Consider the following 22,394-nt stretch of genomic DNA (forward strand, 5'->3'; position numbering starts at 1 on the left):
ATCTAGGAATCTATAATTTTGGATAGGCCATGAAGCGGCGCGTCGCCATCAGCATATTGGGAACGACACTGGATGCCGGGAAATGGGACAATCGCTGGAGCCGGTGGCGACCCACGGTCGCGCTTTGTCAGCAGCCAGGTCTTTTCATCGACCGGCTGGAGCTGATCCACGACAATCATGCGCAGCCCCTCAGCCATCGCATTATCAGCGACATAGGAACCGTCTCGCCGGCAACGGAAGTGCGCAGCAATGTCATCAACTTCCGTGATCCCTGGGATTTTTCCGAGGTCTACACAAACCTCAGGGACTTTGCCCGCGGTTACAGTTTTGATCCCGACACGGAAGACTATCTCGTCAACATAACCACTGGCACGCATGTGGCGCAGATCTGCTGGTTCCTGCTGACCGAAGCGCGCATCATTCCCGGCCGGCTGCTGCAGCTTTCGCCGCCGCGCGATCGGGAGGGGGAACAGGATGTTGTCGGCACGCACCGGATCATCGATCTGGACCTTTCCCGTTACGATGAGATCGCCAAACGTTTCGCGTCGGAACGGGAGGATGCAGCCTCCTTCTTGAAGTCCGGCATTTCGACGCGCAATGCCGCCTTTAACAGGATGATCGACGAGATCGAGAGAGTGGTGATCCGATCGACCGCACCCGTCCTTCTCACCGGACCGACCGGCGCCGGCAAGTCGCAGCTTGCCCGCCGCATTTACGAATTGAAAAAGAGCCAAAGGAAGATCAGCGGACCTTTCGTTGAAGTCAACTGTGCGACATTGCGTGGCGATCAGGCCATGTCAGCTTTGTTCGGCCATGTGAAGGGCGCCTTTACGGGTGCCGCCAGTGAGCGTGCGGGCCTCCTGAAATCCGCCGATAAGGGTGTCTTGTTCCTCGATGAGATTGGCGAACTCGGTCTCGACGAGCAGGCCATGTGCCTGCGCGCGATCGAGGAAAAGAGATTCTTGCCCGTCGGCGCTGACCGCGAGGTCGCGGCAGACTTCCAGTTGCTTGCCGGCACCAATCGCGATCTCGGCGAAGATGTTCGCAACGGACGCTTCCGTGAGGACCTCTACGCGCGGCTCAATTTGTGGACCTTCCAGCTGCCGGCTCTGCGCGAACGAAAGGAGGACATAGAACCCAATCTCGATTTCGAACTGAGGCGCTATCTGGAGCGCGAAGGCGAGAACGTCACCTTCAACAAGGAGGCGCGGGAGCGCTATCTGGCGTTTGCCACCAGCGCACAAGCCATCTGGAGTGCCAATTTTCGCGATCTATCGGCCTCGGTGACGCGTATGGCAACGCTTGCGCCACACGGGCGTATTACCACCGAAGTCGTCGATGACGAAATCAAGCGCCTCAATGCGTTTTGGCGCCGCGCGACCGATAATAATGGGACCGATGCGATCATCGAAGATGTGCTGGGCGCAGAAGCTGCCGCCCGCCTCGATCGTTTTGATGCAGTGCAGCTTGCAAGCGTTCTTCAGACCTGCCGCGAGCACGCGACGGCGAGCGCTGCCGGCAGAGCCTTGTTTGCGGTCTCGCGATTGGAAAAGAAAAGCAGCAATGACGCTGATCGTCTGACGAAATATCTTGCGCGCTTCGATCTCAGATTTGAGGACGTCAAACGGCGGTGACCGACCGTAGGATCGTCAGTGCTTATATCTGAAAGCCGGAAGACGAGTTGCATAAGTCCGCCTCGTCGGAAACATAACATTCTCAAAGGCTTAGCAGGCTTATGGTTGTTCGAAGCAGCCGGGCCGACGGTTCGCATCCATTCAAGAGCAAAAGTAGGAGGGACTGAAGGCAGAGGCATTTCAGGGCTATCGGCTAACTTAGCAGTAAGAAGAAGCAAGCTGCGCCATCTGAGATCACTTCCAACGATTGGCCGGATCGTTGTCGCTTGCGGGAGACGACTAAGGGGATTTCTACCGGTGCCAGGCTAAATGCCCTGCGTATCGCTTGACGATCCTTGTAGGCAGGGTAGCGATCAAGGGGACTCCCTGAACGGCGGTCAGCACAGTGGAAATTTCGACGCGTCAGGGGAAGACTTTCGACGTACGTCATTCCCAGATCACGGTTTAGTAATTTCCAATCGTGATGACGTTGACTTCCAATTATCATGGTGCAAATTTCCAACTGTCAGAGATTCGGAGAAAGCATGTACGAACGTCTCGTCGCGCACCGGGTGGAGGAAGCCCTTTCAGATACCCCGGTGGTCCTGATCGTAGGACCGCGCCGGGCAGGCAAAACCACACTTGTCCGGAAAATCGGGGAGGCCGGTCGGACCTATATTACTCTCGACGATCAGACGACGCTCGATGCCGCGCAATCCGATCCGACCGGTTTCATTCGCAGCCTCGATCGCGCCATAATCGATGAGGTCCAGCGCGCGCCCGATCTGCTGCTTGCGATCAAAAAGACGGTGGACGAGGGCTATCGTCCCGGGCGCTTCCTCCTGACTGGCTCGGCCAATGTGCTCACCTTGCCGCGAGTTGCCGACAGTCTAGCGGGACGAATGGAAACCATTCGAATGCTGCCACTTGCTCGCGCTGAAATAAAAAGTCAGACGCCGACGTTCCTCGAACGACTATTTGAGGGGAAGCTTCAGGGAAACCGAGAGGCGATTGTCGGCGACGACCTCATCCAGCTCGTGCTGTTAGGAGGTTTTCCCGAGGCGATTAGCCGCGAGAGCGAACGGCGACGACAAGATTGGGCTCGGTCCTATCTGACATCTGTTCTGACCCGCGATCTTAGAGACATCGCCGAGATCGAGAAGCTGACCGAGCTGCCGAAATTTGTTCGACTGCTGGCGGAGCATTCGGGGCAGTTGGTCAACTATTCGCAGTTCGGCTCCAGCATCCATGTCAGCCACAAGACGGGGCAGCGCTATGTGGCACTGTTGGAGCAGGTCTACCTCGTCTCGACATTGCAGCCTTGGTACACAAACACGCTTAAGCGGATCGCCAAGACGCCGAAGCTACATTTTCTTGATGCCGGCCTTCTCGCAGCGGTGCGCGGGTTGACGTTCGATCGCACAAAGGCGGACCGCAGCGTATTTGGCGCGCTTCTGGAAAGCTTCGTGTTTGCCGAAATCCTGAAGCTCTCGGATGCGTCCGACTTACGCCTGACGCCATATCATTTTCGCGATCAACAGATGCATGAGGTGGACATCGTCCTAGAACGCGATGATGGCATGATCGTGGGGATCGAGGTTAAGGCCTCAGCGACGGTGAAGTCCGGTGACTTCGCCGGACTGCGGACCCTGGCCGAAGCGTGCAAGGACCGGTTCGCCTACGGTGTAGTGCTGTACGATAGCACCGATTTCGTTCCCTTCGGCGACAGGTTGGCCGCAGCGCCATTGTCCGCCTTATGGGGCTGATGATCATCCGACAATCTGCAAATCATCGCGCACAAGGCACAGCCTGTCCATCAAACCTGTTTTGAGATGGACCTGTTGCCGTAAGGGGTGCTAAAGCAAGCCAAAGCAGATCTGATTTCCGACAATCGCCACGTAGGCGGTGAATACTGCCCAAACTGGAAGACTTGGCAGCGCTTGAATCAGGCTGGTTAATAGGATCGTATCCACAATAGCGTCGCCTCAGCAAAGAGAAATGATACACGTCGCCGTGGGTTCGAATCTAATCAAGAGCAACACACGCTACAAGGTATTTCGTTTCGGGCTCACAGGTCTCCACACCGGCGCGCTGGCCCCATTTCCGCTCTCAACTGAAGGTAATGCGTCGTTAAGCGATCCAGGCTGAAACCTCGGTTGAGCCCGCTGGGGTTAGGCAGGACCCAAGTTTGTGCTTCGGCAAAAAGGCCGCTTTGCTTTCCCCAATCGCAGTCGGGCTTCGATGTGATCGCTAAAAAAGCGGCTTTCCCGAGAAAGGCAAGGTTGGCCGGTGCGAATGCCCTCATCTTCGCTTCAAAAAGAGGCGCTGCCTCTTTGTAGTCGCTTCCCGTCAACTCGTTGGCACTCCGGGTTGCGCGGGAGACAACGGCGGTAATGCCGCATCCGTATTGGAGCAGTTCCCCCTCTTCTTCGGGCCGCAGGAGGCGCGGCGTGAATCCGGAAAGGTATAAGACCTTCCAAAAGCGGCTGCTGGGAGACGAGAAATTGTGGCCATCCCGGACGGCCGAAAGCGCGGGGTTCAGGCCACAGAATACGACCGAAAGATGAAGGTCAAGAACGTCGGACAGCCCTACTGTCGCCGGCTCTTCATCCCGCTGACGATCCGTAGCCGAGGACATCGTTAAGTCTCTCCAGTCGGTAGGTTGCGCTCAATAATGTCGATTACTGCTTCGTACCGCTCGAAAGGCCGACAATTTGCATCATGGTCCGGCTGATAACCTCCTCGTTATGGAGCTCTCCGATCAGCAGCTTGAGCCAGCTGAAGCCAACCCATAAACAAATCTTGTCATCAACCTCCTGCGCCTGCAGTTCACCCCGGTTTGCCGCGTCCGTCAAAATTCGTCTGACGTCCGCCGTCCTTTCCGGAAGAAACCTATCACGCAAGGCGCTGAGCGCTTCCGAAGTGCCTTGTGCCTCGGCGATCAGTCCGCGCAGTGCGGCTCCTGCCGGGTGTGATGCCCAGAATCGCCAGAGGCTCGTGGTGTATTGCACGAGATCGTCGATGAGGTTTCCGGTGTCGGGAACAGGCACGGAAGCCGAGCGTTCGGTCGTATAGATGGCGATGAAGAGATCGGCCTTTGTTGGATACCAGCGATAGATAGTGGTTTTTCCGGCGCCGGCGCGTCTTGCGACCTCATCGACCGAAAACCCGGCATAACCCCTTTCCGAAATCAGATCTCGGGCGGCGGCAAGCACCGCCGCTTCGGCGTCGGGGTTGCGGCGCGCTCCGATCGACGTTCGTTTTTTCGCTGTCGGGGTCTTTGTCTTCGTGGTCATTGCCAGCACCTATCCCAACTCGCCACCATCGATCAATGGCGGGCAATCTATCTTTCGATCAAATGCGCCCGAGAGGGAGAGGGCTCAAACCGATCGGCAAAGTATTGGGTTTCCCTCGCAACGAGCCCACTATCAAACTCCATGATGCTGACTGCGTAGGACGGTTTGCCGTCATAGGTCAGAACGAACTCCGTAACCCATAAGTCGCCGCTGCCGGTGATCCGGCGCACGCTGAACCGCTTCTGGTTCGGCTGAACGAAGCGGCTTTCCTGGATTTTGCAGCGACTATGGATACGCTCGCCGGACTGCGGGTATTCGAGCAATGCATCGTCCCGATAGATTTCATGCTCGTGATCGAAATCGCCAGCGTCGGAAGCAGCCCAATGCCGCTCAAGCGCCAGTCTCACTGTTTGGTCATTCATTCTGGCCTCCTTTACCTGCTGTAGCACAACCTGAAATCGGCTCCGATGGTCATCGAAGCCTGACGCGCCGTAGAAAGACTGGCGATTCTCGCTCCTCCCTAGCCTGTAGCCTATTTTGGATTTGCACGAGGGATAAAACCCGGAACGCCTGTTTCGACGACATTGTTGAACCGGATATTCGTCGAGATGTCGGAACGGATCCGCGTCATTTCTTGATCGAGAATGGTTGAGATGGAGAAATTCTCTTCGATGCGGAGAGGCTTGGTCGACGTCGTCAGGAAGGCGGTGCCGCGCTGTACGGCCCAGGCGAGCGCTACTTGCGCCGGTGTCTTGCCGAGGCGTTCGGCGATCCCGGTGATGATAGGGTCTGCAAGCAAGTTGGGCTCCATCGCGTGGCCCAGCGGTGCAAATGCCAGCAGCACGATCTCGTTAGCCTGGCAATAGTCGAGCAGCTCCCATTCGGGCAGGTAGGGATGAGCTTCCACCTGTACGATCGCCGGCCTGATGCGTGCGTTCGCGACAATCTCCTTCAGCTTGTCCAGGGTGATGTCCGAAAGGCCTATCGACCCACAACGACCGCTATCGACAAGCTCTTCAAGTGCGTTCCAGGTTTCGATCAGGCTGATCCCTGAATCATAGATGACCTGACCGTTTTCGTCTCGAGGATCCTGTTCCTCGCCCGGAAGAAAGGCATAAGGCGTATGGATCAGATAGGCGTCCAAATAATCAAGCTTCAGGCGTCGAAGACTTGCGTCAAACGCGGCTTTCACCCGTTCCGGGCGGTGGTTCGTGTTCCATAGCTTCGTCGTGATGAACAGCTCCTCGCGTCGAACGGTCCCGCCGGCGACCGCCTCGGCGACTGCCTCTCCGACCGCCTCCTCGTTGCCATATCGTTCGGCGCAGTCGAAATGACGAAATCCAACGGATATGGCCTTCCTAACTGCTTGCTTCGTCGCGACCGGGTCGGGAATGAGGGTACCGAACCCGACGGCAGGCATTTCTTTACCGCCTGTGATAAGGGGGATCGTCTTGCAGCGCAGCATGTCTGGGGCTTCCATTGGCCTACTCCTTCGATTTGAGAACGAAATTGAATGGCTGAGATCGTCTGTCGTCCTGCAAAAGCTGGACGAACGGCATCGCATCTTCAGTTTCTTGGTTGATTGCTAGCGATGGCTCCTTGGCCAAGCTTAACACGATTTCAGGTGTTGACGCAGGTTCGAAACCCGAGCGTTGCGCGCTAATCAGGACGCCGTCATTTTCACGTCACGTGGTCAGCGGATGGGCAGGGGAGGGCCTCATGAGGGCAACTACGATCAATCCGGTGATGGCGGCCGCGAACGTGATCCAGTACCCGTCGATATAGGCCGCGACATTGGCTTCTCGTTGCACGATCGTGGCGAGAACACCAATCCCGCGCTTGGCAACGTCTGCCGGCGATCCTGTCCTTGTACTGGACGCAAGTTGCGACAGCGTGGTTCCCCATCCCGGCGTCGTGCCGGTCACGTGCAGGCCGATAAGATAGGAATGCAATTGTTCGCGTTGTCTGATCCAGGTCACCATGATCGCCGCGACGGTCTCCGAACAAATCAGCCTCATGACCTGGACGTAGGCCGTCAACGATATGGCTCGGGTCGGGTCGACATTACTGAAGAGGGTCGCGACTGCTGCAAGAAAGACTATTTCTTCGCCGAACGTCTGGAGGATCATGATCATTCGGAATTCGGGTGGTGACCATTGGCTCGTCAACTCGGTACCAAGCCATGCGGACAGCAGGAAACACGTAAAGCCTATCGTCAGTGCGGCGCGCTGCTTGAGCTTGCGCACGAGCGTCACCGCAGTGAAGGTCGCGCCGCCCAGCAGGAGGATCGCATACGGTATTTCGAAATCCCCGATCTGCTCGGGGCGCAGTCTCGCTACTGAAACAAGGAAGTTCGGTTCGATCAGCGAACTGCCGAGGCTTGCCGTCATGAAACACGCAATGGCGGCGAACCCGAGTGCGATGTTTCGCGTGCGAAGAACCGAGACATGCGCCCACGGGAATTCGGTCCACGACTCGTGCCACAGAAACGCGCCTATCAGAAAAACAGCCGCGACCAGCAAGGATACGATGAGGCCCGACTGAAACCAATCAAGCCGATTGCCCTGATCAAGCGCGAAATAGAGCGTCGTGAGCGCGACCCCGAACAGCGCCATGCCACCCCAATCGGCGCGTTTGAGAAGCGTATGGTCAGTTGCTGACGGCTTGGCCCCATACCAGAAGAGAATGCCGATCATAGCGGAGACGATAGCGCTTTGCCAGTACAGCCATTGCCAGCCGATTGTCTGTGAATAGCTGCCGGCCGTATAGAGGCCGAGATTTTGCGCGAACAGGATCCGCAGGACGTAGAATGAAAGGGCGAGGATCCAGTACTTGCGGTCAAGGTTGCGGAACGCAGTCAGCAGTGTTGCGCCGACGAACATGCCGAAGAAAGCCGCCCTCAAAGCATGGAGCGCGGCCAGGACGTCGAAGCCGTGGACGAAGGGAATGACCACTGAGATCACTGAGTAGAGTATGGTCGGACCGATCATGACCCGCTTCACCCCGAACACCGCAATCAGCCAGCCGATCGACGGAGCAACGAGGATCTGGGGTGCCGTTGAGAAGGTGCTCAGCCACGCACCCTCATCGAAGCCGAGCCCGAAGGCGCCACGCAGATCCGAGAGCCCAATGCCGGCGGCGCGGACGTCGAAGGCTGTCAATATCGATGCCATGATCATTGCCACGGCAATGTAGCGTTGGCGAGGGAGGTCACGCCGACGCAAGGTCTCAGACATGGTCTTTACCCCTGGTGTCGATGCGCGTCGTGACCGACATACCGGGCCGAAGCCGATCGAAATTTGGCTGATCCGGGTCGAGTTCGATCCGAACTGTGAGACGCTGCGCGACCTTGGTGAAGTTGCCGGTCGCGTTGTCGGCGGGCAGCAAGGCAAAGGTTGATCCCGTCGCAGGGGATATTTTTGAGACTGTTCCATGGAATGCCGTGCCCGGCAGCAAATCGGCAGAGATATCGACCGACTGCCCCTCGTTAACCCTAGACAGCTGATTCTCCTTGTAATTCGCGAGGATGTAGATCTTCGGAAGCGGGACGATCGAGATCAGAGGCGTGCCCGCGACAACATAATTGCCGACCTGCGCGTTTCGCCTGGCGACGATACCATCGACTGGTGCCCGTACGTTTGTGTATCCGAGTTCCAGTTGGCGAGCGGCAAGATCTGATGCTGCCGTATCGAGATTTGCTTTCAGTATATCGCGTTGTCTGGCGAGGACGTCGAGCCTGACCTTCTGGGCGGCGACGTTGGCACGCGCAACAGCCACGTTCGCAAGTGCCCGCTCGTGGGCGGCGCTCGCCTTTTCGAAACTCTGGACCGGACTCACTCTCCCATCAATGCCTAGCCTCGTCTGTCGCTGGCGCTCCTTGTCCGTCTCAACCTCATCGGCGGCTGCCGCCTGCTGCTGCGCAATGGCGACGTCAATCTGCGTAAGCTGAAACGCGTGCTCGATGTCATTATCGTCCAGTTGAGCGCTGACGGCAGCAAGCTTCGCTTTTGCGGCACGAAGTGCGACCTCGTACGGCTTTCTGTCGATGGAGAATATCAGATCGCCCGCCTTGACCTGGGCGTAATCTTCGACCGAGACAGTCTCGACGGTGCCGCTGACACGGGCACTGACCGCGGATATGTCCGAGTAGACCGCAGCGTCGTCCGTGGACTGAACGCTTCTCGTCGCTACCCATGTATCCCAGCGCGTTGATGAAGCAGCGACGGCAACGAACGCAATCATTATAGCGGTTGCGGGGACGATTAATGTCCGCAAGTTTGCCTGTTCCTGCGGAGCGAACGGCGGTGCGCCTGGTGTGCTCGCCTGCGAATTGGCCGGCACAGTCATGGCCGGCTCTTCCGATCGTTTGTCTACTTGGTTCCTGCTCAGCAACCTGATCATATTTTCCACCGTCCGGACTCAGCGTCCGCTTTACAGAACGTCGTCACACAGCCCTTTCCGCGCATCTGCGATGAGGGCGCAATCCTGGAGAACGTCTCTCTCATTCGTGCGCGCTTTCGAAAGGGCGGCAATCTGGTGCGTTGTAGAGATCGAACTTCCAAGCAGCTCGTGTGTAGATTCTATATAAACGATACGTATCGTTTATACAAGAGGCTTCGAAACCTCTCGCATGTTTGGCCGCGGGGGAGGTGGTTTGGTTTGCTTTTGCTACGCCTCGGAAGAGATCGATCCTCACATGCGGACGCATGGAACCCGCGGGTACCTCCACTATCTCCGGTCTCGCGGCCCCATGCCGCTCAAGCGCTTCAGCCACGTCCGTTTTGCCGACGGGCTAAACCCGCATGTATGCCCGGAGATAACCGTCGAAGGTATGCGTTTGTTGGCGTGATCTAAAAACGAAATTCTTCGATTACCAGTGCGTCCCCACAGAGTTACGTCCGCGACAGCGGACGGTGGATCGACCACTTCACAGCAGCGACCATGCATCGGTTTGGATCGAACTCAAGAAAGAACCGCTCAAGGAGAGAACGGCTAGTTGAAGGACGCCGACTGTAGGCGCTACCCACGGTAGGGACGGATTAAACCTCAACTAGGCGTGTCAACTCATAGCAGCAGCGACCGAATAGGCTCCTGATTTCAACGATCGCGCCCGCGAGCCGCGCTTCCCGCTCGCTGCCTAGTGCTATGCGATTTTGTGGTTCGAAACGATAACTGGGTTAGCTCCAAGCCAAAAATGACGGAGGGCTTCATTGCCATAGCCACCGAGGCACGCATAGTTTTGTGTATCCAGATCAATTTCACAACGCCATAGGAGCAAGCATGACCCGCCTTTCGAACACGGTCGCCATCGTAACTGGCGGCGGTAGGGGAATAGGTCGAGAGATCGCTCTACAGCAGGCAAGGGAAGGGGCAAAGGTCGCCGTGCTGGCTCGAACAGCGACGGAGATTGAAGAAACAGCCTCCCTCATCGAGGGAGACGGCGGGCAAGCGATCGCTGTTTCGACGGACATCATTGACCTCGCCGCCGTTGAAAAAGCCTTTGCTCGCGTAGCAACCGAATTAGGCCCGGTCGACATTCTCATCAACAACCACGGCTCGTTTCAGGGCTTTGGTCCTATTTGGGACTGTGATCCCCACGTTTGGTGGCGGGATGTCGAGATCAACCTGCGAGGTACATTCAACACCTGCCGCACGGTCGCTCCTACGATGTTGGCGCGGCGGAGCGGCCGAATCGTGAACGTCGTTGGTGGCGGAACGGGCAACAGCTTTCCTCACGGCTCCGGTTACGCGTCCAGCAAAGCCGCCATCATGCGTCTCACGGAGTGTCTCAATGACACAACCATCGGCCACGGGGTGCGCGCCTTTGCCGTCGATCCCGGTCTTGTTCGGACTGCAATGACCGAACTGCAGCTATCGTCGGAGGCAGGGAAGACCTACCTGCCAGGGATCCAGAAGCTTTTTGACGACGGTGTCGACATCGAACCGTCGCGGGCTGCTCTCTTGATTGCCGATATCGCCGTTGGGCGTTTCGATGCCCTTGCCGGCCGTCTCCTGCGCGGTGTCGATGATCGCGACGCGCTTGCAGAAGAGATGGACGCCATAGTCGCGGCAGACGGCAGAGCGCTACGCTTCAGCGCCGTCGAACAAGCCAAGCTATGAATGCTGGCGACATCGAACGCGTCATCCGCGTCGCCTCCGTGAGCAGCGGCGCCGGTGAGCGGTCGGACGATCTTCATCGCTCGATCAACGATCCCGGCCAACCGTGCGTGATGATGATCGGAAGGGCTCCCGCGCGTTTCGATTTCCCGTGGATAAAGTGAATGTCTACCCAATCGATCTCCGTGATGGATTGGAGCATGGCAGCAAGGCGAGCCTCGCCCTTCCGCCAATCGTGCTCGCCACCCAATATTTTGCTGGCTTCTCAATCGTTCAGGCTTGTATTCATTGGCTGAAGTCGCTGGCGATCTCCCGTTCGGCAGCTATTCTAGTCACATCAATCATCGTTGCATTGGACAAAACTTCTTCCATTGCACCAAGGTGAGGCAATACGTTCGTACAAGGTGCTCGATCCCAAGACCATGCTCTGGCCGGGGACGGCAAATGGAGAACACGGGGTAAGGAATGGATCGCATTGACGCGATGAAGGTTTTCGTTGCAGCCGTAGATGAAGGCAGCCTCGCCGGAGCAGCCCGCAAGCTGAAGCGCTCACCGACCGCGATCAGCCGTGCACTCGGCATGCTCGAGAAGCATGTCGGAACCGAGTTGCTTCATCGAACTACCCGGAGCCTGCATTTGAGCGAAGCGGGCCAGCGGTACGTCGTCGTTTGCAGGCGAATTCTTTCTGATCTCGAAGAAGCTCTCCTTGTCGCAGTCGGCGAGCAAGCTTCTCCTCGGGGTATGCTGACAATTTCCGCCCCACCAATATTGGGGGAGGAGGTTCTACGGCCTATCCTCGACGACTTTCTGCGCCTACACGAAAAAGTTTCCGTCAGGCTGCTAATGCTGGATCGCTTTGTGAATCTTGTGGATGAGGGCGTCGATATCGCACTGCGCATCGGCAATCTGCCGGACTCGTCGAACATATCGACCAGGATTGGTGGCGACGTGCGGCGGGTAGTCGTCGGCTCGCCAGATTATCTAGCTGGGCGGCCTGCCATCGAAGATCCTCCCGATCTAGCGGCGCAAAGCATCATCGCGTTCAGCAATTTCGGACTGGAATCGTGGAGCTTTTCGCCCCCGAAAGGATCCTCGATTCCGAGGTCGGTTCATTTCACGCCGAGATACGTTGTAAACAGCGTGAGAGCGGCTGCGGCGTCGGCTGCGGCCGGCCTAGGTCTTACGAGACTTTATTCCTACCACGTCTCTCATCTTGTCAAAGACGGAAGCCTCAAAATCGTTCTGGCGGACGATGAACTTCCTCCGCTTCCCGTTCACCTGCTGTCACCTCCCGGCCGAATGACGGTCCCGAAGGTGCGCGCTTTCGTTGATTTCGCGGCTCCGCGGCTGAGGACAGAATTAGGACGCATTGCCTCCGAAGCTGAAGGAATGGCATGATTATGCCGTATAGCGGCACAGTCTCGCCCTGATGGTGGCAATTCTCCCGGTCTGCGAGAACATCTAAATCATATTCATCGACGCCGAGGGCGTTGCACGACCGAAAGAAACGGCCGTGGATATGAGAAGGATGCACATCATGAGCACTCAGAAAGTTGCAATCATCACCGGCGCGTCACAGGGCATCGGCGAGGGCTTGGTGCGGGGCTACCGCGAGAAAGGTTATAACGTCGTTGCGACGTCCCGGTCGGTAAAAGCTGGCGCTGACTCAGGAGTCCACGCCATCGCCGGCGACATCGCGAAGCAAGAAACCGCAGAGCGTGTGGTACGAGAGGCGCTGGAACGTTTCGGCCGGATTGATACGCTGGTCAATAACGCCGGCGTGTTCACGGCGAAGTCGTTCATCGACTTCACTCAAGAGGACTACGACCTCAACTTCGGCGTCAACATCGCCGGGTTCTTCCATATTACACAGCGCGTCGCGCGTCAGATGCTGAAGCAGGGTGCAGGGCACATCGTCTCGATCACCACCAGCCTGGTCGATCAGCCCATCGCAGGCGTACCTGCCGCCCTGGCGTCGCTCACAAAGGGTGGTCTTAACTCCGTGACCAAGGGCCTAGCGCTTGAGTATGCAAAGTCGGGCGTCCGCGTGAACGCTGTTTCCCCTGGCATCATCAAGACCCCCATGCATGCGCCCGAGACGCACGAGTTCCTCTCCGGTCTTCATCCCGTGGCTCACATGGGCGAGATCAGCGACATCGTCAAGGCGGTCCTGTTCCTCGAGGACGCTGGATTTGTAACTGGTGAAATCCTCCATGTCGACGGCGGTCAGAACGCTGGTCGCTGGTGAACGAGGTTTGGGAGTGGATCCGGCAACCGATCGCCGGGTCCACCTGCGAAAGGCGACTGATCATGGAACTTGTTCTTGCTGCCGACCCGATGTGCTCCTGGTGCTACGGCTTCGGCAAGGAAATGGAACTGCTACTTGCGAGGCACCCAGAAGCGTCCTTGAGGATCATCCTTGGAGGTCTGCGAGCAGGCGCGACCGACTTGCTGGACGACGCAGGCAAGCAATTCCGGCTGCATCACTGGGCAAAAGTCGAAGAAGCAAGCGGTCTACCTTTCAATCGGGAGGGTCTGCTGGCCCGCGAAAGATTTATCTATGACACGGAACCTGTGTGCAGAGCAGTTGTAGCGGCCCGAATCTTGAAGCCTGATGCGGACATACTGAGCGTATTCCGCGCGTTCCAGCACGCTTTCTACGTCGACGCTCTCGATACAACAGACGGCGAAGTTCTCGCCACAGTTGCCAGCGTCGCACTCACCTCGCTCGACCATTCGGTCTCCGCGTTGGAATTTCTAAAAACCTGGCGCCGTGAGAGCACTGTTGACGAAGCGGCGACGGATTTTGCCACCGCGCGCGCACTGGGCGTGACAAGTTTTCCGACCCTCTTCGTTCAAAAGGATGGAAGGCTTGCGCGGGTCGGGGCAGGGTATGCCCCGGTAGACGCACTAGAACATCATCTGTCGGCAATGGGCTTCCAGGCCCGGCCGCTCAATTGAAAGGAAGTCCACGTGCCTATCGTAAATATTCAAGTCACCCGAGAAGGCAACACGCCGGGCACGAACTCGGTGACGGCTGAGGAAAAGGCCCGGATCATTGCTGGCGTCAGCAATGTGCTGCTCGAAGTCCTGAACAAGCCGCTGGCATCGACCTTCGTTGTCATCGAGGAAATCGATCTTGAAAACTGGGGCTGGGGCGGCCTCCCCGTCGAAGAATACAGAAAGCAACTTTCCGCCGCCAAGCCTTCCTAGGATCGTTAGCTCCTCCGCAACGCTACTGTGACGGCGTTGGTGCCATCGATCAATGATAGGAGGGATTTCCATCTTTGATGCTGCTGGTATGCGGCAGCTTTTCTGCAGCGGACGGATTTTGGGCGTGCGCATGCCAGCATTCGATTGAGCACTTAGCAGCCGAGGTAGATTTCCGTCTGCTGTGCTGCGAACGACCGTCCTCTTAGCCGGCCGCCAACGATGGATTTGTAGCGACCGATCGTGGTCTCGGCATCGTTAGTCTTACCCCCGCTCAGGTGGTTGAGGCCAATGCCATTGCCGATGAACGGGGATCTGACCGGACAGCTGACTGAGCGACTCGTCGATTCCGTTGCTGTCGATCAGGGCTAACTGTGTTGAACGGTGGCAAATATGGCAGCAACAACGGCTTTGACCACGTTCTGCAGGCAACCGACGAAAGTGTTATTATTGTCGTGGATGCAAAACAGATGAATAGCGGTTCGTTTACCCTATCATCAAATAGCGCGGGTGAGCTGTGAGCAGCAGGCGGAGGTCGCGCGTGCGGCCGGCGCCGATCTTGTGCTCAACCGGCATGGCGAGGATGTCTCAGAGCGAGTACGATCGGCGACAGGCGGCCATGGCGTCGACCGTATCGTCGACGTCGATATCTCCGCGAACATCGACGTAGCAAGCGCCTGTCTCGCCCGCAACGGTGTCGTGTCGGCCTATTCGACGGAATCGCCAGACGCAAAGCTGACGATCCCGTTCTTTCCGGCGCTGCTGGGCGGTTTCTCATTCCGGTTCGTCTATGTCCACACCATGCCGGAATCCGCGATGAGGCAGGCAGCCGAAGAGGTTTCGGCCTGCGCCGCATCGGGCGCATGCGCTCCGCGGATCGGGCAGACATATGCCTTCGACGAAGTGGTCGAGGCACACGAGTTGCAGGAGAGCGGGAAAGCTGTCGGTGAGGTTCTGCTGCGAATTCAGAACTCGTGATGCGATCCCATCAAGCTCAGCTTATGAGGCGATGATGGCTTTTGGCTCGAGGAACGACTCGAGGCCGAACACGCCGTGCTCGCGGCCGACACCCGGCTGCTTGAAGCCACCGCATGGAGCGAGGGGCTCACTGGTTGCACCCGTTGATCACGACGCGGCCGCTATCCCGGAAGGCGCAATATCCCCGCAAAGCTGCGTCGGTTCATCGACTTGATAAAGGAGCTGCGGGCAACGGGAATGACGTGACCCGCTCTTCAGCTGGGGGATCGCCCAACGGGGTGGATGTCAAGTTCACCTAGTATCATGGCGCTACTGGACTGTTCCACTCAGCGTAACAGTCCAGTGCCGAACATGAGTATTCAGCTGCGCGATCGGGCATTGCATCCTGTGTTCACGGATCGGGAACGAACCCGGCCTTCAATCAGGAGCAATCACATGAAACTCTATTACCATCCGCTGTCAGGTCACGCACATCGCGCCCGGCTCTTCCTTTCGCTGATCGGGATGCCCCACGAGCTCGTCGAAGTCGATCTGAAATCTGGCGCCCACAAACAGCCCGACTTCCTCAAAATGAACCCGTTCGGGCAGGTCCCGGTTCTGGCGGATGGCGATGTCTTCATCTCTGATTCCAATGCGATCCTGGTCTACCTCGCCAAGAAGTCGGGCCAGACGGAGTGGCTTCCCGAAGATGCAAAAGGGGCCGCGGACGTCCAGCGCTGGCTCTCGGTTGCAGCCGGCGAGATTGCTTATGGACCGGCAGCTGCGCGTCTGGTGACGGTCTTCGGCGCCAAGTTCAATCCCGAAGAAGTCATCGGGCGTGCACATACCATCCTTGGCCGGACCGAGAGCCATCTGCAAGGGCGGGAATGGCTGGCGGGCAACCGCCCGACGATCGCCGATGTCGCGATCTACAGCTATGTCGCGCGCGCTCCGGAAGGCAATGTCGACCTCAGCCCCTATCCGTCCGTGAATGCTCTGCTGCGCCGGGTCGAGCAACTTCCGGGTTTCGTCGATTTCGTCAAAACGCCGGTCGGCCTTGCCGCCTGAGCCACGATAGGGCGTGCGACACCTTGCACGCTCTTCGCCTCTTTCTCTGGAGAACGCAGATGTCCGTGAAGCTCACAAAACTGCCGACGTGGCATGAAGGCGAGACCTTTATTCAGGAAAAGCTCGGCGTAAAGGAACGCATGGCCGCAGTTGGTCAACGTGTCATTCGCGATTTCGTGCCGGACCAGCACCGGGACTTCTACGCTCAACTCCCGTTTATTGTCCTGGGAAGTGTCGATCGGAGGGGTGACGCCTGGGCGACGTTTATCGAGGGCCAACCCGGGTTCATGTCGTCACCGTCGCCTGTCGTGCTGGACATCCGCGCGACCCGAGATCCAAGTGACCCGGCGAGCGGCGGACTGGCGGATGGCTTGCCGATTGGCCTCCTTGGCATCGAGATGCACACGCGTCGTCGTAACCGTATGAACGGCTATGTCTCGACAATCGACGGAGGCTTTCGCATCGATGTCGATCAGAGTTTTGGAAATTGCCCACGCTACATTCAGCTGCGCGACTTCGCATTCGAGCGCCAGCCAGGCGAACCGTTTACCGGTGAGGTCGAGGAACTGCCCGCCCTCGATGACGAAGCGCGCGCGATCATTCGGGAAGCCGACGCCTTCTTTGTCACGTCGTACGTGGATCGCGAGGACCGGCGTCAGGTGGATGTATCCCACCGCGGCGGCAATGCCGGGTTTGTCCGCGTCGGTGACGACGGCGTCCTGACGATCCCGGATTTCGACGGCAATCTCTTCTTCGCAACGCTTGGCAATATCCTGCTGAACGGAAAGGCAGGACTGCTGTTCGTCGATTTCACCACCGGCGATATGCTCCAGATGACGGGGAAAGCCGAAGTCATCTTCGATTCGCCCGAGATCGCCGCCTTCCAGGGGGCAGAGCGGTTTTGGACCTTCAAGCCGACGCGCATTGTTCGGCGCCGCAATGCGCTGGCTCTGAGGTGGGCTTTTCAGAAGGACGGCTGGTCCCCGAGTTCCCTGATGACGGGCAGCTGGAGCGAAGTGGTCGACCGTCTCCGCGCCGCAGAGTTTGCTAAAAGCTGGCGGCCAATGACCGTCACCGCGATCGTCGATGAAAGCGCGACGATCAAGTCTTTCCACCTCCGGCCAGGCGATGGCGCAGGGCTCCTTCCGCACGCGGCCGGTCAGCATCTGCCCATCCGCATCAAGCTGCCCGGCGAGGAAAAGTCGACCATTCGGACCTACACGCTCTCGGTCGCGCCGTCCGACGGGATCTACCGCATCAGCGTCAAGCGCGATGGTCAGGTATCTCAGTTCCTCCATGATCGCATCGCCGTTGGCGATGTCATCGAGGCGCGCGCGCCGGCCGGCGACTTCAGCATCGACGCCCGCTCGACACGCCCGGCGGTTCTTCTGGCAGGCGGCGTCGGCATCACGTCCATGCTCGCAATGCTCCGGCACGTGGTATATGAAGGGCTCCGCAAGCAGCGTGTACGTCCGGTCACGTTATTCTACGCGGCTCGCTCCAAGGCCGATCGACCGTTCGACAAGGAGATCGCCGAACTAATTGCTGCGACCAAGGGCGTCGCACGTCTGGTCAGGGTCCTCAGCGACACCACCGATGCTGAAGAGGGCAGGGACTTCGACGCGGCCGGGCGGATCGATATGGCGATGCTGACGCGGTTCCTTCCCTTCAACGACTACGATTTCTACCTCTGCGGACCTGCCCAGTTCACCCAAGGACTCTATGACGGACTGCGGGCTCTCAACATTGCTGACGATCGCATTCAGGCTGAAGCCTTCGGTCCGTCGTCGCTGGTCCGCACGGGGCAACCGTCGCCAGCCTTGATGTCTCCCGCCGTGCAGCCGTCCGAAAAACCTGTGTCCGTCGTGTTCACGAATTCCATGAAAGAGGCGCGGTGGACACCTGGTTCCGGCACTCTTCTGGAGTTCGCTGAGGCGCGCGGCCTCGAACCCGAGTTCAGTTGTCGGGAAGGAAACTGCGGGACGTGCCGGACGAAGCTCGTCAAGGGCGCCGTCGCTTACGTCAAGCAGCCCACTGCGAAGATCGACGCCGACGAAGTGCTCCTGTGCTGCGCTGTTCCTGCCGACCAGGAAGGCGGCCTGCAGCTCGCTGTCTAAGGGCCGATTGCTGCGTCCAACGTAACGGTCCCTTGTTCCCTTTCGATGTTCAGCAAGTCGCCCCACCAGGTCATATTCAATCTCAAGGGAGCGACGTCTCTCTCAACCCAAAAAGGAGAATACAATGTCACGCATTCCCACACCGGCCACCATCAACGATGCGCCAGAAGCCTCTCGTCCGATCCTCGAGACGATCCAGAAGCAGATCGGCTCCGTTCCGAACATCTTTCGGCTGGTGTCCAACAGCCCAGCCGCGTTGGCGGGCTTGACGTCGCTCCAGGGCGCACTCGGCAAAGGCAAGCTGCCGCCGGCAACTCGCGAACGCGTCGCACTCGCCATGGCTGAAGCAAACGGCTGTGACTATTGCCTGTCGGCCCACACCTTCACCGGCACGAAGTTCGCCAAGCTCGATGAGAGCGAGATTGCAGCCAACCGGAGCGGTACATCGAACGATGCCAAGGCGGCACCTGCAGTCGAGTTCGCCCGGGCGCTGACCGTGGCTCGCGGTTCCGTCTCGCCAGCCGAAATTACCAAGGTCCGTGACGTCGGCTACAGCGATGCCGAGATCCTCGAGATCATCGCCCATGTGGCCCTCAACACCTTCACGAACTACGTGAACGAGGCCCTCGACACCGAGATTGACTTCCCGCGCATCGAACGCGCGGCTGCCTGAGGCCGGGCTCCGGAGGCGGTGCCAGACGTACCGCCTCCCGCTCCACATCATCCTGAGAGGAATTTTACCATGTCCCGTCCGCCGCTTCCCCCATTCACCAGAGAGAGCGCCATTGAAAAGGTCCGTCTTGCAGAGGATGGCTGGAACAGCCGCGATCCCGCCAAAGTGGCGCTCGCCTATACGCTCGATACCCGTTGGCGCAATCGCGCCGAGTTCGCGAAGAACCGCGCCGAGGCCGAGGCTTTCCTGACCCGCAAGTGGAACAAGGAGCTCGACTATCGCCTGATCAAGGAACTCTGGGCTTTCACTGGCAACCGCATTGCCGTCCGATATGCCTATGAATATCGCGATGATAGTGGCCAGTGGTTCCGCGCCTATGGCAACGAGAACTGGGAATTCGCCGAAGACGGCTTGATGCGGGAACGCCATGCCAGCATCAACGAACACCCGATCACTGAGGCAGATCGCAAGTTTCATTGGCCGCTGGGCCGCCGGCCGGACGACCATCCTGGCCTCAGCGATTTCGGATTTTAGGCGGCTGAGCAGGAGATGGAAAAATGGCCGGCTCGTCAATCGATGCTCGCATAAGGCTTTCAATAGAGCTTGCTCTCACGGGAACCAACGCGGGCAAATCGCAGCTTGTAAAACAAGAAGAAGCCGGTCGTGCCCTTGGCATGACCGGTGCCGAGATGGACGTGGCGCGTCGGGGCTCAAGCTTCGACTTCGAGACGTCGATCGCAATATCCCTTGCGTTGAATGTTTGTCAGGAGACGCACCAGCGCGCACTGCGGGCCGGTCTTTCCGAGGAAGCCTGTGCGGAGATAGAATTCATGTCGCAGGCTTACCATTCTCAATTGGATGATCCCGTGCCTCTTGAGGCTACGTTTTCAAGCCCCTAAGGTCTTGGAAACTGAAGTGCTTCGGGGGAATGGATGGATCGCTGGCAAGCAATGAGGATCTTTGTAAAGGTCGCCGAAACCGAAAGTTTCGCTGATACCGCACGCCAGATGTTCATGAGCGCACCGGCTGTCACACGTGCCGTTGCCTCACTCGAAGACCTTATTGGCGCGCGCCTACTCGTGCGAACCACCCGTTCGGTGAAGATGACCGAAGCGGGCGTTCGCTATTTTGAAGATTGTCGCCGGATCCTTGCCGATATCGCAGAAGCAGAGGCGGCTGCCGGCGGTTCCTACGCGACGCCGACGGGGACTCTCTCCATAACCGCGTCCGCGCTGTTCGGGCAAATGTACGTTCTTCCGGTCGTGACGGATTACCTCGATACCTATCCGACGATGAAAGCGAAGACGCTGTTCATCGACCGACCGGTCAACATCGTCGAGGAAGGCATCGATGTCGCTGTGCGCATCGGCCATCTCCCCGACTCTAATCTTTCTGCCGTGAAAGTTGGTACAGTCCGTCGCGTCATGTGTGGTTCTCCGAAGTATTTTGAGCGCTTTGGTGTCCCCAAATCGCCAGCGGACCTGAAAGATCACCGTATCGCGGCTTCCACTGCAGCCTGGGCTTCACCTGAGTGGAAGTTTGGCGACGATCTGCGAGTATCCGTTGACGCGACTTTGCAATGCAACACCAACGAAGCGGCGATCCAGTCGGCACGCGAGGGGTGGGGCCTGACCAGGGTTCTCAATTACCAGATCGGCCCAGCCCTCGTTGCTGGAGAGCTCCAGATCATCCTCAGTGAATTCGAAGAACCACCTTTACCCATCCATATCCTTCATCCGGAGGGTCGGCACGCTCCAGCAAAGGTGCGCGCCTTCGTCGATATGGCTGCAGCAAGGCTGCGCGAGAACCGCCTTCTCAACTAGCCCCTCAATATCACCAAGCTTGGCCTATGCTCGTGGAGCGAACTGCTTCCGCCCCCCGTCTCTTTGCGTGGGACCGCCGTTCGAAGAAACAAACATGCGTTGCTTCGAAGCGCGATGGTCGCACCGCAAGTCGATCCCCTGAGCTTTGATCTGTCGGAGGGCGTTAACCACGCCGACGCCACCGTAGCGGCTCATCCAAATGGTCGCCTGTTTTGCCGCACTCATATCACCAGACGCAATAATCCCTTGTCGAATACGAACATTCTCCTTCCAGGCTGAAAGAGCGATGTTGGCTGCAGGCAACAAACCGCCCACAACCGTTCCTGAGGAGAACCACAATGTCTCGTACTCTTGCCGCCCTGCTTTTCGCATCCGCCAGCATCTTTATTACCGCGCCCGCAAACGTAGTCTTCGCCGAAACGCCGGCGATCGCCCAGCAGGCATCTGCAACGGTTCACTATCGCTCCGTGGAAATCGACGGTGTCAACGTCTTCTATCGCGAAGCCGGACCGGCCGACGGTCCGGTCGTCGTCCTGCTTCACGGCTTCCCGACATCGTCGCACATGTTCCGCAACCTGATCCCGCTGCTCGCTGACCGTTACCGGGTCATCGCCCCTGACTATCCGGGCTTCGGTCAGAGCGACGCGCCCGATCACACCAAGTTCGAGTATTCCTTCGGCCACTATGCCGATATCGTCGATACGTTGCTGACCAAGCTCGGTGCCGCCAAGTATTCGATGTATGTCATGGATTACGGCGCACCGGTCGGCTACCGGCTGGCGCTCAAGCATCCGGATCGCGTCACCGGACTAATTGTCCAGAACGGCAATGCCTATGACGAAGGCATCCGGGATTTCTGGAACCCGATCCGCACCTACTGGAAGTCGGGGGCGAAGAAGGACCGGGAAGCGCTTTCTGCTCTCGTTGCACCTGAAACGACCAAATTCCAGTACACCGATGGCGTCAAAGACCTGACGCGGATCAGCCCCGACAATTGGGTTCACGACCAGGCGCTGCTCGACCGACCGGGCAACAAGGATATCCAGCTCGACCTGTTCTACGACTATCGCACCAATCTGCCCCTGTATCCGCAATTCCAGGCATTCTTCCGCGAACGCAAGCCGCCGACGTTGATCGTCTGGGGCAAGAACGACAAGATTTTCCCGGAAGAAGGTGCGCACCCATATCTTCGCGATCTTCCCGAAGCAGAGTTCTATCTCCTTGATACAGGCCATTTTGCGCTTGAGGACAAGCTGGACGAGATGGCTCCGCTGATCAGGAGCTTCCTGGATCGTAAGATTGCAAAGTGAAATCGGAGTGAGGCTCCCGCACCGGCCGAAAGCGGTTCAGGAAGCCTCCTCCGCAGCTCTCAAACTGCTTCCATCGCTATTCAGTTGTTTCTATACGCCTGCCGCATCTCTCCTCCCGCGGCAGGCATTTTCGTTTGTCTTGAGAGGGAGGTGGTGGGCCAAACTCGCCTGCTGCAGTCTTCTGGTGTATCGACGCACTGGTCAAAGCCA

Annotated in this window: 21 protein-coding genes and 2 pseudogenes; 15 read left to right on the top strand and 8 right to left on the bottom strand. The window is 58.2% G+C overall.

The window, feature by feature from the left end; genetic code table 11:
* The first annotated feature begins 29 nt into the window (after positions 1-29).
* Together rtcR and AC13RC_RS26195 are read left to right on the top strand one after the other, a co-directional pair.
* Positions 30-1,634 carry an RNA repair transcriptional activator RtcR gene (gene rtcR / locus AC13RC_RS26190; protein ID WP_488558979.1) on the top strand — a complete coding sequence of 535 codons (1,605 nt, stop codon included), beginning with the start codon at positions 30-32 and terminating at the stop codon, positions 1,632-1,634.
* Between the two features lie 524 nt (positions 1,635-2,158).
* Positions 2,159-3,379, top strand: a complete 1,221-nt coding sequence (locus AC13RC_RS26195) for an ATP-binding protein (protein ID WP_488558980.1) — start codon at positions 2,159-2,161, stop codon at positions 3,377-3,379.
* 302 nt (positions 3,380-3,681) lie between these two features.
* Here the strand turns inward: AC13RC_RS26195 and mug are convergent, their stop codons facing one another.
* From mug to AC13RC_RS26225, 6 genes are all read right to left on the bottom strand, one after another.
* The gene (gene mug, locus AC13RC_RS26200) at positions 3,682-4,251 is read right to left on the bottom strand and encodes a G/U mismatch-specific DNA glycosylase (RefSeq protein ID WP_488558981.1); all 570 of its coding nucleotides are present in this window, start codon (positions 4,249-4,251) and stop codon (positions 3,682-3,684) included.
* A 43-nt stretch (positions 4,252-4,294) separates the two neighbouring features.
* Positions 4,295-4,909, bottom strand: a complete 615-nt coding sequence (locus AC13RC_RS26205; protein WP_488558982.1) for a TetR/AcrR family transcriptional regulator — start codon at positions 4,907-4,909, stop codon at positions 4,295-4,297.
* A gap of 47 nt (positions 4,910-4,956) precedes the next feature.
* Positions 4,957-5,331 carry a nuclear transport factor 2 family protein gene (locus tag AC13RC_RS26210; RefSeq protein WP_488558983.1) on the bottom strand — a complete coding sequence of 125 codons (375 nt, stop codon included), beginning with the start codon at positions 5,329-5,331 and terminating at the stop codon, positions 4,957-4,959.
* A 110-nt stretch (positions 5,332-5,441) separates the two neighbouring features.
* Entirely contained in the window at positions 5,442-6,374 is a 933-nt protein-coding gene (locus AC13RC_RS26215) for an aldo/keto reductase (protein ID WP_488558984.1), read from the bottom strand.
* A 220-nt stretch (positions 6,375-6,594) separates the two neighbouring features.
* Positions 6,595-8,145, bottom strand: coding sequence for an MFS transporter (locus tag AC13RC_RS26220; protein ID WP_488558985.1), 1,551 nt, complete (start codon positions 8,143-8,145; stop codon positions 6,595-6,597).
* The gene (locus AC13RC_RS26225) at positions 8,138-9,151 is read right to left on the bottom strand and encodes an HlyD family secretion protein (RefSeq protein WP_488558986.1); all 1,014 of its coding nucleotides are present in this window, start codon (positions 9,149-9,151) and stop codon (positions 8,138-8,140) included. Before AC13RC_RS26225 ends, AC13RC_RS26220 begins: the two co-directional genes overlap by 8 nt.
* Positions 9,152-10,189: 1,038 nt before the next feature.
* On the opposite strand from AC13RC_RS26225, the gene AC13RC_RS26230 reads away from it, so the two are divergent.
* On the top strand, positions 10,190-11,029 hold the full coding sequence (locus tag AC13RC_RS26230; protein WP_488558987.1) for an SDR family NAD(P)-dependent oxidoreductase: 840 nt from the start codon (positions 10,190-10,192) through the stop codon (positions 11,027-11,029).
* A gap of 8 nt (positions 11,030-11,037) precedes the next feature.
* Here AC13RC_RS26230 and AC13RC_RS26235 read toward each other — a convergent pair.
* Positions 11,038-11,299, bottom strand: a pseudogene (locus AC13RC_RS26235) (epoxide hydrolase N-terminal domain-containing protein); the annotation flags it as partial.
* A 192-nt stretch (positions 11,300-11,491) separates the two neighbouring features.
* On the opposite strand from AC13RC_RS26235, the gene AC13RC_RS26240 reads away from it, so the two are divergent.
* The 5 genes from AC13RC_RS26240 to AC13RC_RS26260 all read left to right on the top strand — a co-directional run bounded on the left by AC13RC_RS26240 (position 11,492) and on the right by AC13RC_RS26260 (position 15,214).
* Positions 11,492-12,424, top strand: a complete 933-nt coding sequence (locus tag AC13RC_RS26240; RefSeq protein WP_069613474.1) for a LysR family transcriptional regulator — start codon at positions 11,492-11,494, stop codon at positions 12,422-12,424.
* 136 nt (positions 12,425-12,560) lie between these two features.
* Positions 12,561-13,274 (top strand): SDR family NAD(P)-dependent oxidoreductase, encoded by a 714-nt coding sequence (locus AC13RC_RS26245; protein ID WP_488559004.1) that lies wholly within the window; start codon positions 12,561-12,563, stop codon positions 13,272-13,274.
* A 62-nt stretch (positions 13,275-13,336) separates the two neighbouring features.
* Positions 13,337-13,987, top strand: coding sequence for a DsbA family protein (locus AC13RC_RS26250; RefSeq protein ID WP_488558988.1), 651 nt, complete (start codon positions 13,337-13,339; stop codon positions 13,985-13,987).
* Between the two features lie 12 nt (positions 13,988-13,999).
* Complete coding sequence (locus AC13RC_RS26255) at positions 14,000-14,239, top strand: tautomerase family protein (protein WP_069613475.1); 240 nt, start codon at positions 14,000-14,002, stop codon at positions 14,237-14,239.
* Between the two features lie 507 nt (positions 14,240-14,746).
* The gene (locus AC13RC_RS26260; RefSeq protein WP_245300432.1) at positions 14,747-15,214 is read left to right on the top strand and encodes a zinc-binding dehydrogenase; all 468 of its coding nucleotides are present in this window, start codon (positions 14,747-14,749) and stop codon (positions 15,212-15,214) included.
* Between the two features lie 21 nt (positions 15,215-15,235).
* Here the strand turns inward: AC13RC_RS26260 and AC13RC_RS26265 are convergent.
* Positions 15,236-15,380, bottom strand: a pseudogene (locus AC13RC_RS26265) (aldehyde dehydrogenase family protein); the annotation flags it as partial.
* A 269-nt stretch (positions 15,381-15,649) separates the two neighbouring features.
* On the opposite strand from AC13RC_RS26265, the gene AC13RC_RS26270 reads away from it, so the two are divergent.
* The 7 genes from AC13RC_RS26270 (at position 15,650) to AC13RC_RS26300 (ending at position 22,184) form a co-directional block, all read left to right on the top strand.
* The gene (locus AC13RC_RS26270) at positions 15,650-16,261 is read left to right on the top strand and encodes a glutathione S-transferase family protein (RefSeq protein WP_069613476.1); all 612 of its coding nucleotides are present in this window, start codon (positions 15,650-15,652) and stop codon (positions 16,259-16,261) included.
* A 59-nt stretch (positions 16,262-16,320) separates the two neighbouring features.
* Positions 16,321-18,378 (top strand): 2Fe-2S iron-sulfur cluster-binding protein, encoded by a 2,058-nt coding sequence (locus tag AC13RC_RS26275; protein ID WP_488558989.1) that lies wholly within the window; start codon positions 16,321-16,323, stop codon positions 18,376-18,378.
* Positions 18,379-18,502: 124 nt separating this feature from the next.
* The gene (locus tag AC13RC_RS26280) at positions 18,503-19,051 is read left to right on the top strand and encodes a carboxymuconolactone decarboxylase family protein (protein ID WP_488558990.1); all 549 of its coding nucleotides are present in this window, start codon (positions 18,503-18,505) and stop codon (positions 19,049-19,051) included.
* Positions 19,052-19,120: 69 nt separating this feature from the next.
* A complete protein-coding gene (locus AC13RC_RS26285) occupies positions 19,121-19,585 on the top strand; it encodes a nuclear transport factor 2 family protein (protein ID WP_472517239.1) in 465 nt (154 codons plus the stop codon).
* A gap of 23 nt (positions 19,586-19,608) precedes the next feature.
* Positions 19,609-19,950 carry a hypothetical protein gene (locus tag AC13RC_RS26290; RefSeq protein WP_488558991.1) on the top strand — a complete coding sequence of 114 codons (342 nt, stop codon included), beginning with the start codon at positions 19,609-19,611 and terminating at the stop codon, positions 19,948-19,950.
* A 33-nt stretch (positions 19,951-19,983) separates the two neighbouring features.
* The gene (locus AC13RC_RS26295) at positions 19,984-20,874 is read left to right on the top strand and encodes a LysR family transcriptional regulator (protein ID WP_069613480.1); all 891 of its coding nucleotides are present in this window, start codon (positions 19,984-19,986) and stop codon (positions 20,872-20,874) included.
* A 338-nt stretch (positions 20,875-21,212) separates the two neighbouring features.
* Positions 21,213-22,184, top strand: coding sequence for an alpha/beta fold hydrolase (locus AC13RC_RS26300; RefSeq protein WP_488558992.1), 972 nt, complete (start codon positions 21,213-21,215; stop codon positions 22,182-22,184).
* The last annotated feature ends 210 nt before the right edge of the window (positions 22,185-22,394 follow it).

The organism is Martinezella sp. CNPSo 3890, assembly GCF_057784455.1.

What these genes read in the sequence shown, in the direction of transcription:
- AC13RC_RS26295 (WP_069613480.1), top strand. Translation starts at nt 19,984, where the DNA reads ATGGATCGCTGGCAAGCAATGAGGATCTTTGTAAAGGTCGCCGAAACC.
- AC13RC_RS26275 (WP_488558989.1), top strand. Translation starts at nt 16,321, where the DNA reads ATGTCCGTGAAGCTCACAAAACTGCCGACGTGGCATGAAGGCGAGACC.
- AC13RC_RS26230 (WP_488558987.1), top strand. Translation starts at nt 10,190, where the DNA reads ATGACCCGCCTTTCGAACACGGTCGCCATCGTAACTGGCGGCGGTAGG.
- AC13RC_RS26220 (WP_488558985.1), bottom strand. Translation starts at nt 8,145, where the DNA reads ATGTCTGAGACCTTGCGTCGGCGTGACCTCCCTCGCCAACGCTACATT.
- AC13RC_RS26290 (WP_488558991.1), top strand. Translation starts at nt 19,609, where the DNA reads ATGGCCGGCTCGTCAATCGATGCTCGCATAAGGCTTTCAATAGAGCTT.
- AC13RC_RS26205 (WP_488558982.1), bottom strand. Translation starts at nt 4,909, where the DNA reads ATGACCACGAAGACAAAGACCCCGACAGCGAAAAAACGAACGTCGATC.
- mug (WP_488558981.1), bottom strand. Translation starts at nt 4,251, where the DNA reads ATGTCCTCGGCTACGGATCGTCAGCGGGATGAAGAGCCGGCGACAGTA.
- AC13RC_RS26250 (WP_488558988.1), top strand. Translation starts at nt 13,337, where the DNA reads ATGGAACTTGTTCTTGCTGCCGACCCGATGTGCTCCTGGTGCTACGGC.
- rtcR (WP_488558979.1), top strand. Translation starts at nt 30, where the DNA reads ATGAAGCGGCGCGTCGCCATCAGCATATTGGGAACGACACTGGATGCC.
- AC13RC_RS26270 (WP_069613476.1), top strand. Translation starts at nt 15,650, where the DNA reads ATGAAACTCTATTACCATCCGCTGTCAGGTCACGCACATCGCGCCCGG.
- AC13RC_RS26215 (WP_488558984.1), bottom strand. Translation starts at nt 6,374, where the DNA reads ATGCTGCGCTGCAAGACGATCCCCCTTATCACAGGCGGTAAAGAAATG.
- AC13RC_RS26300 (WP_488558992.1), top strand. Translation starts at nt 21,213, where the DNA reads ATGTCTCGTACTCTTGCCGCCCTGCTTTTCGCATCCGCCAGCATCTTT.
- AC13RC_RS26210 (WP_488558983.1), bottom strand. Translation starts at nt 5,331, where the DNA reads ATGAATGACCAAACAGTGAGACTGGCGCTTGAGCGGCATTGGGCTGCT.
- AC13RC_RS26195 (WP_488558980.1), top strand. Translation starts at nt 2,159, where the DNA reads ATGTACGAACGTCTCGTCGCGCACCGGGTGGAGGAAGCCCTTTCAGAT.
- AC13RC_RS26225 (WP_488558986.1), bottom strand. Translation starts at nt 9,151, where the DNA reads ATGATTGCGTTCGTTGCCGTCGCTGCTTCATCAACGCGCTGGGATACA.
- AC13RC_RS26285 (WP_472517239.1), top strand. Translation starts at nt 19,121, where the DNA reads ATGTCCCGTCCGCCGCTTCCCCCATTCACCAGAGAGAGCGCCATTGAA.
- AC13RC_RS26240 (WP_069613474.1), top strand. Translation starts at nt 11,492, where the DNA reads ATGGATCGCATTGACGCGATGAAGGTTTTCGTTGCAGCCGTAGATGAA.
- AC13RC_RS26280 (WP_488558990.1), top strand. Translation starts at nt 18,503, where the DNA reads ATGTCACGCATTCCCACACCGGCCACCATCAACGATGCGCCAGAAGCC.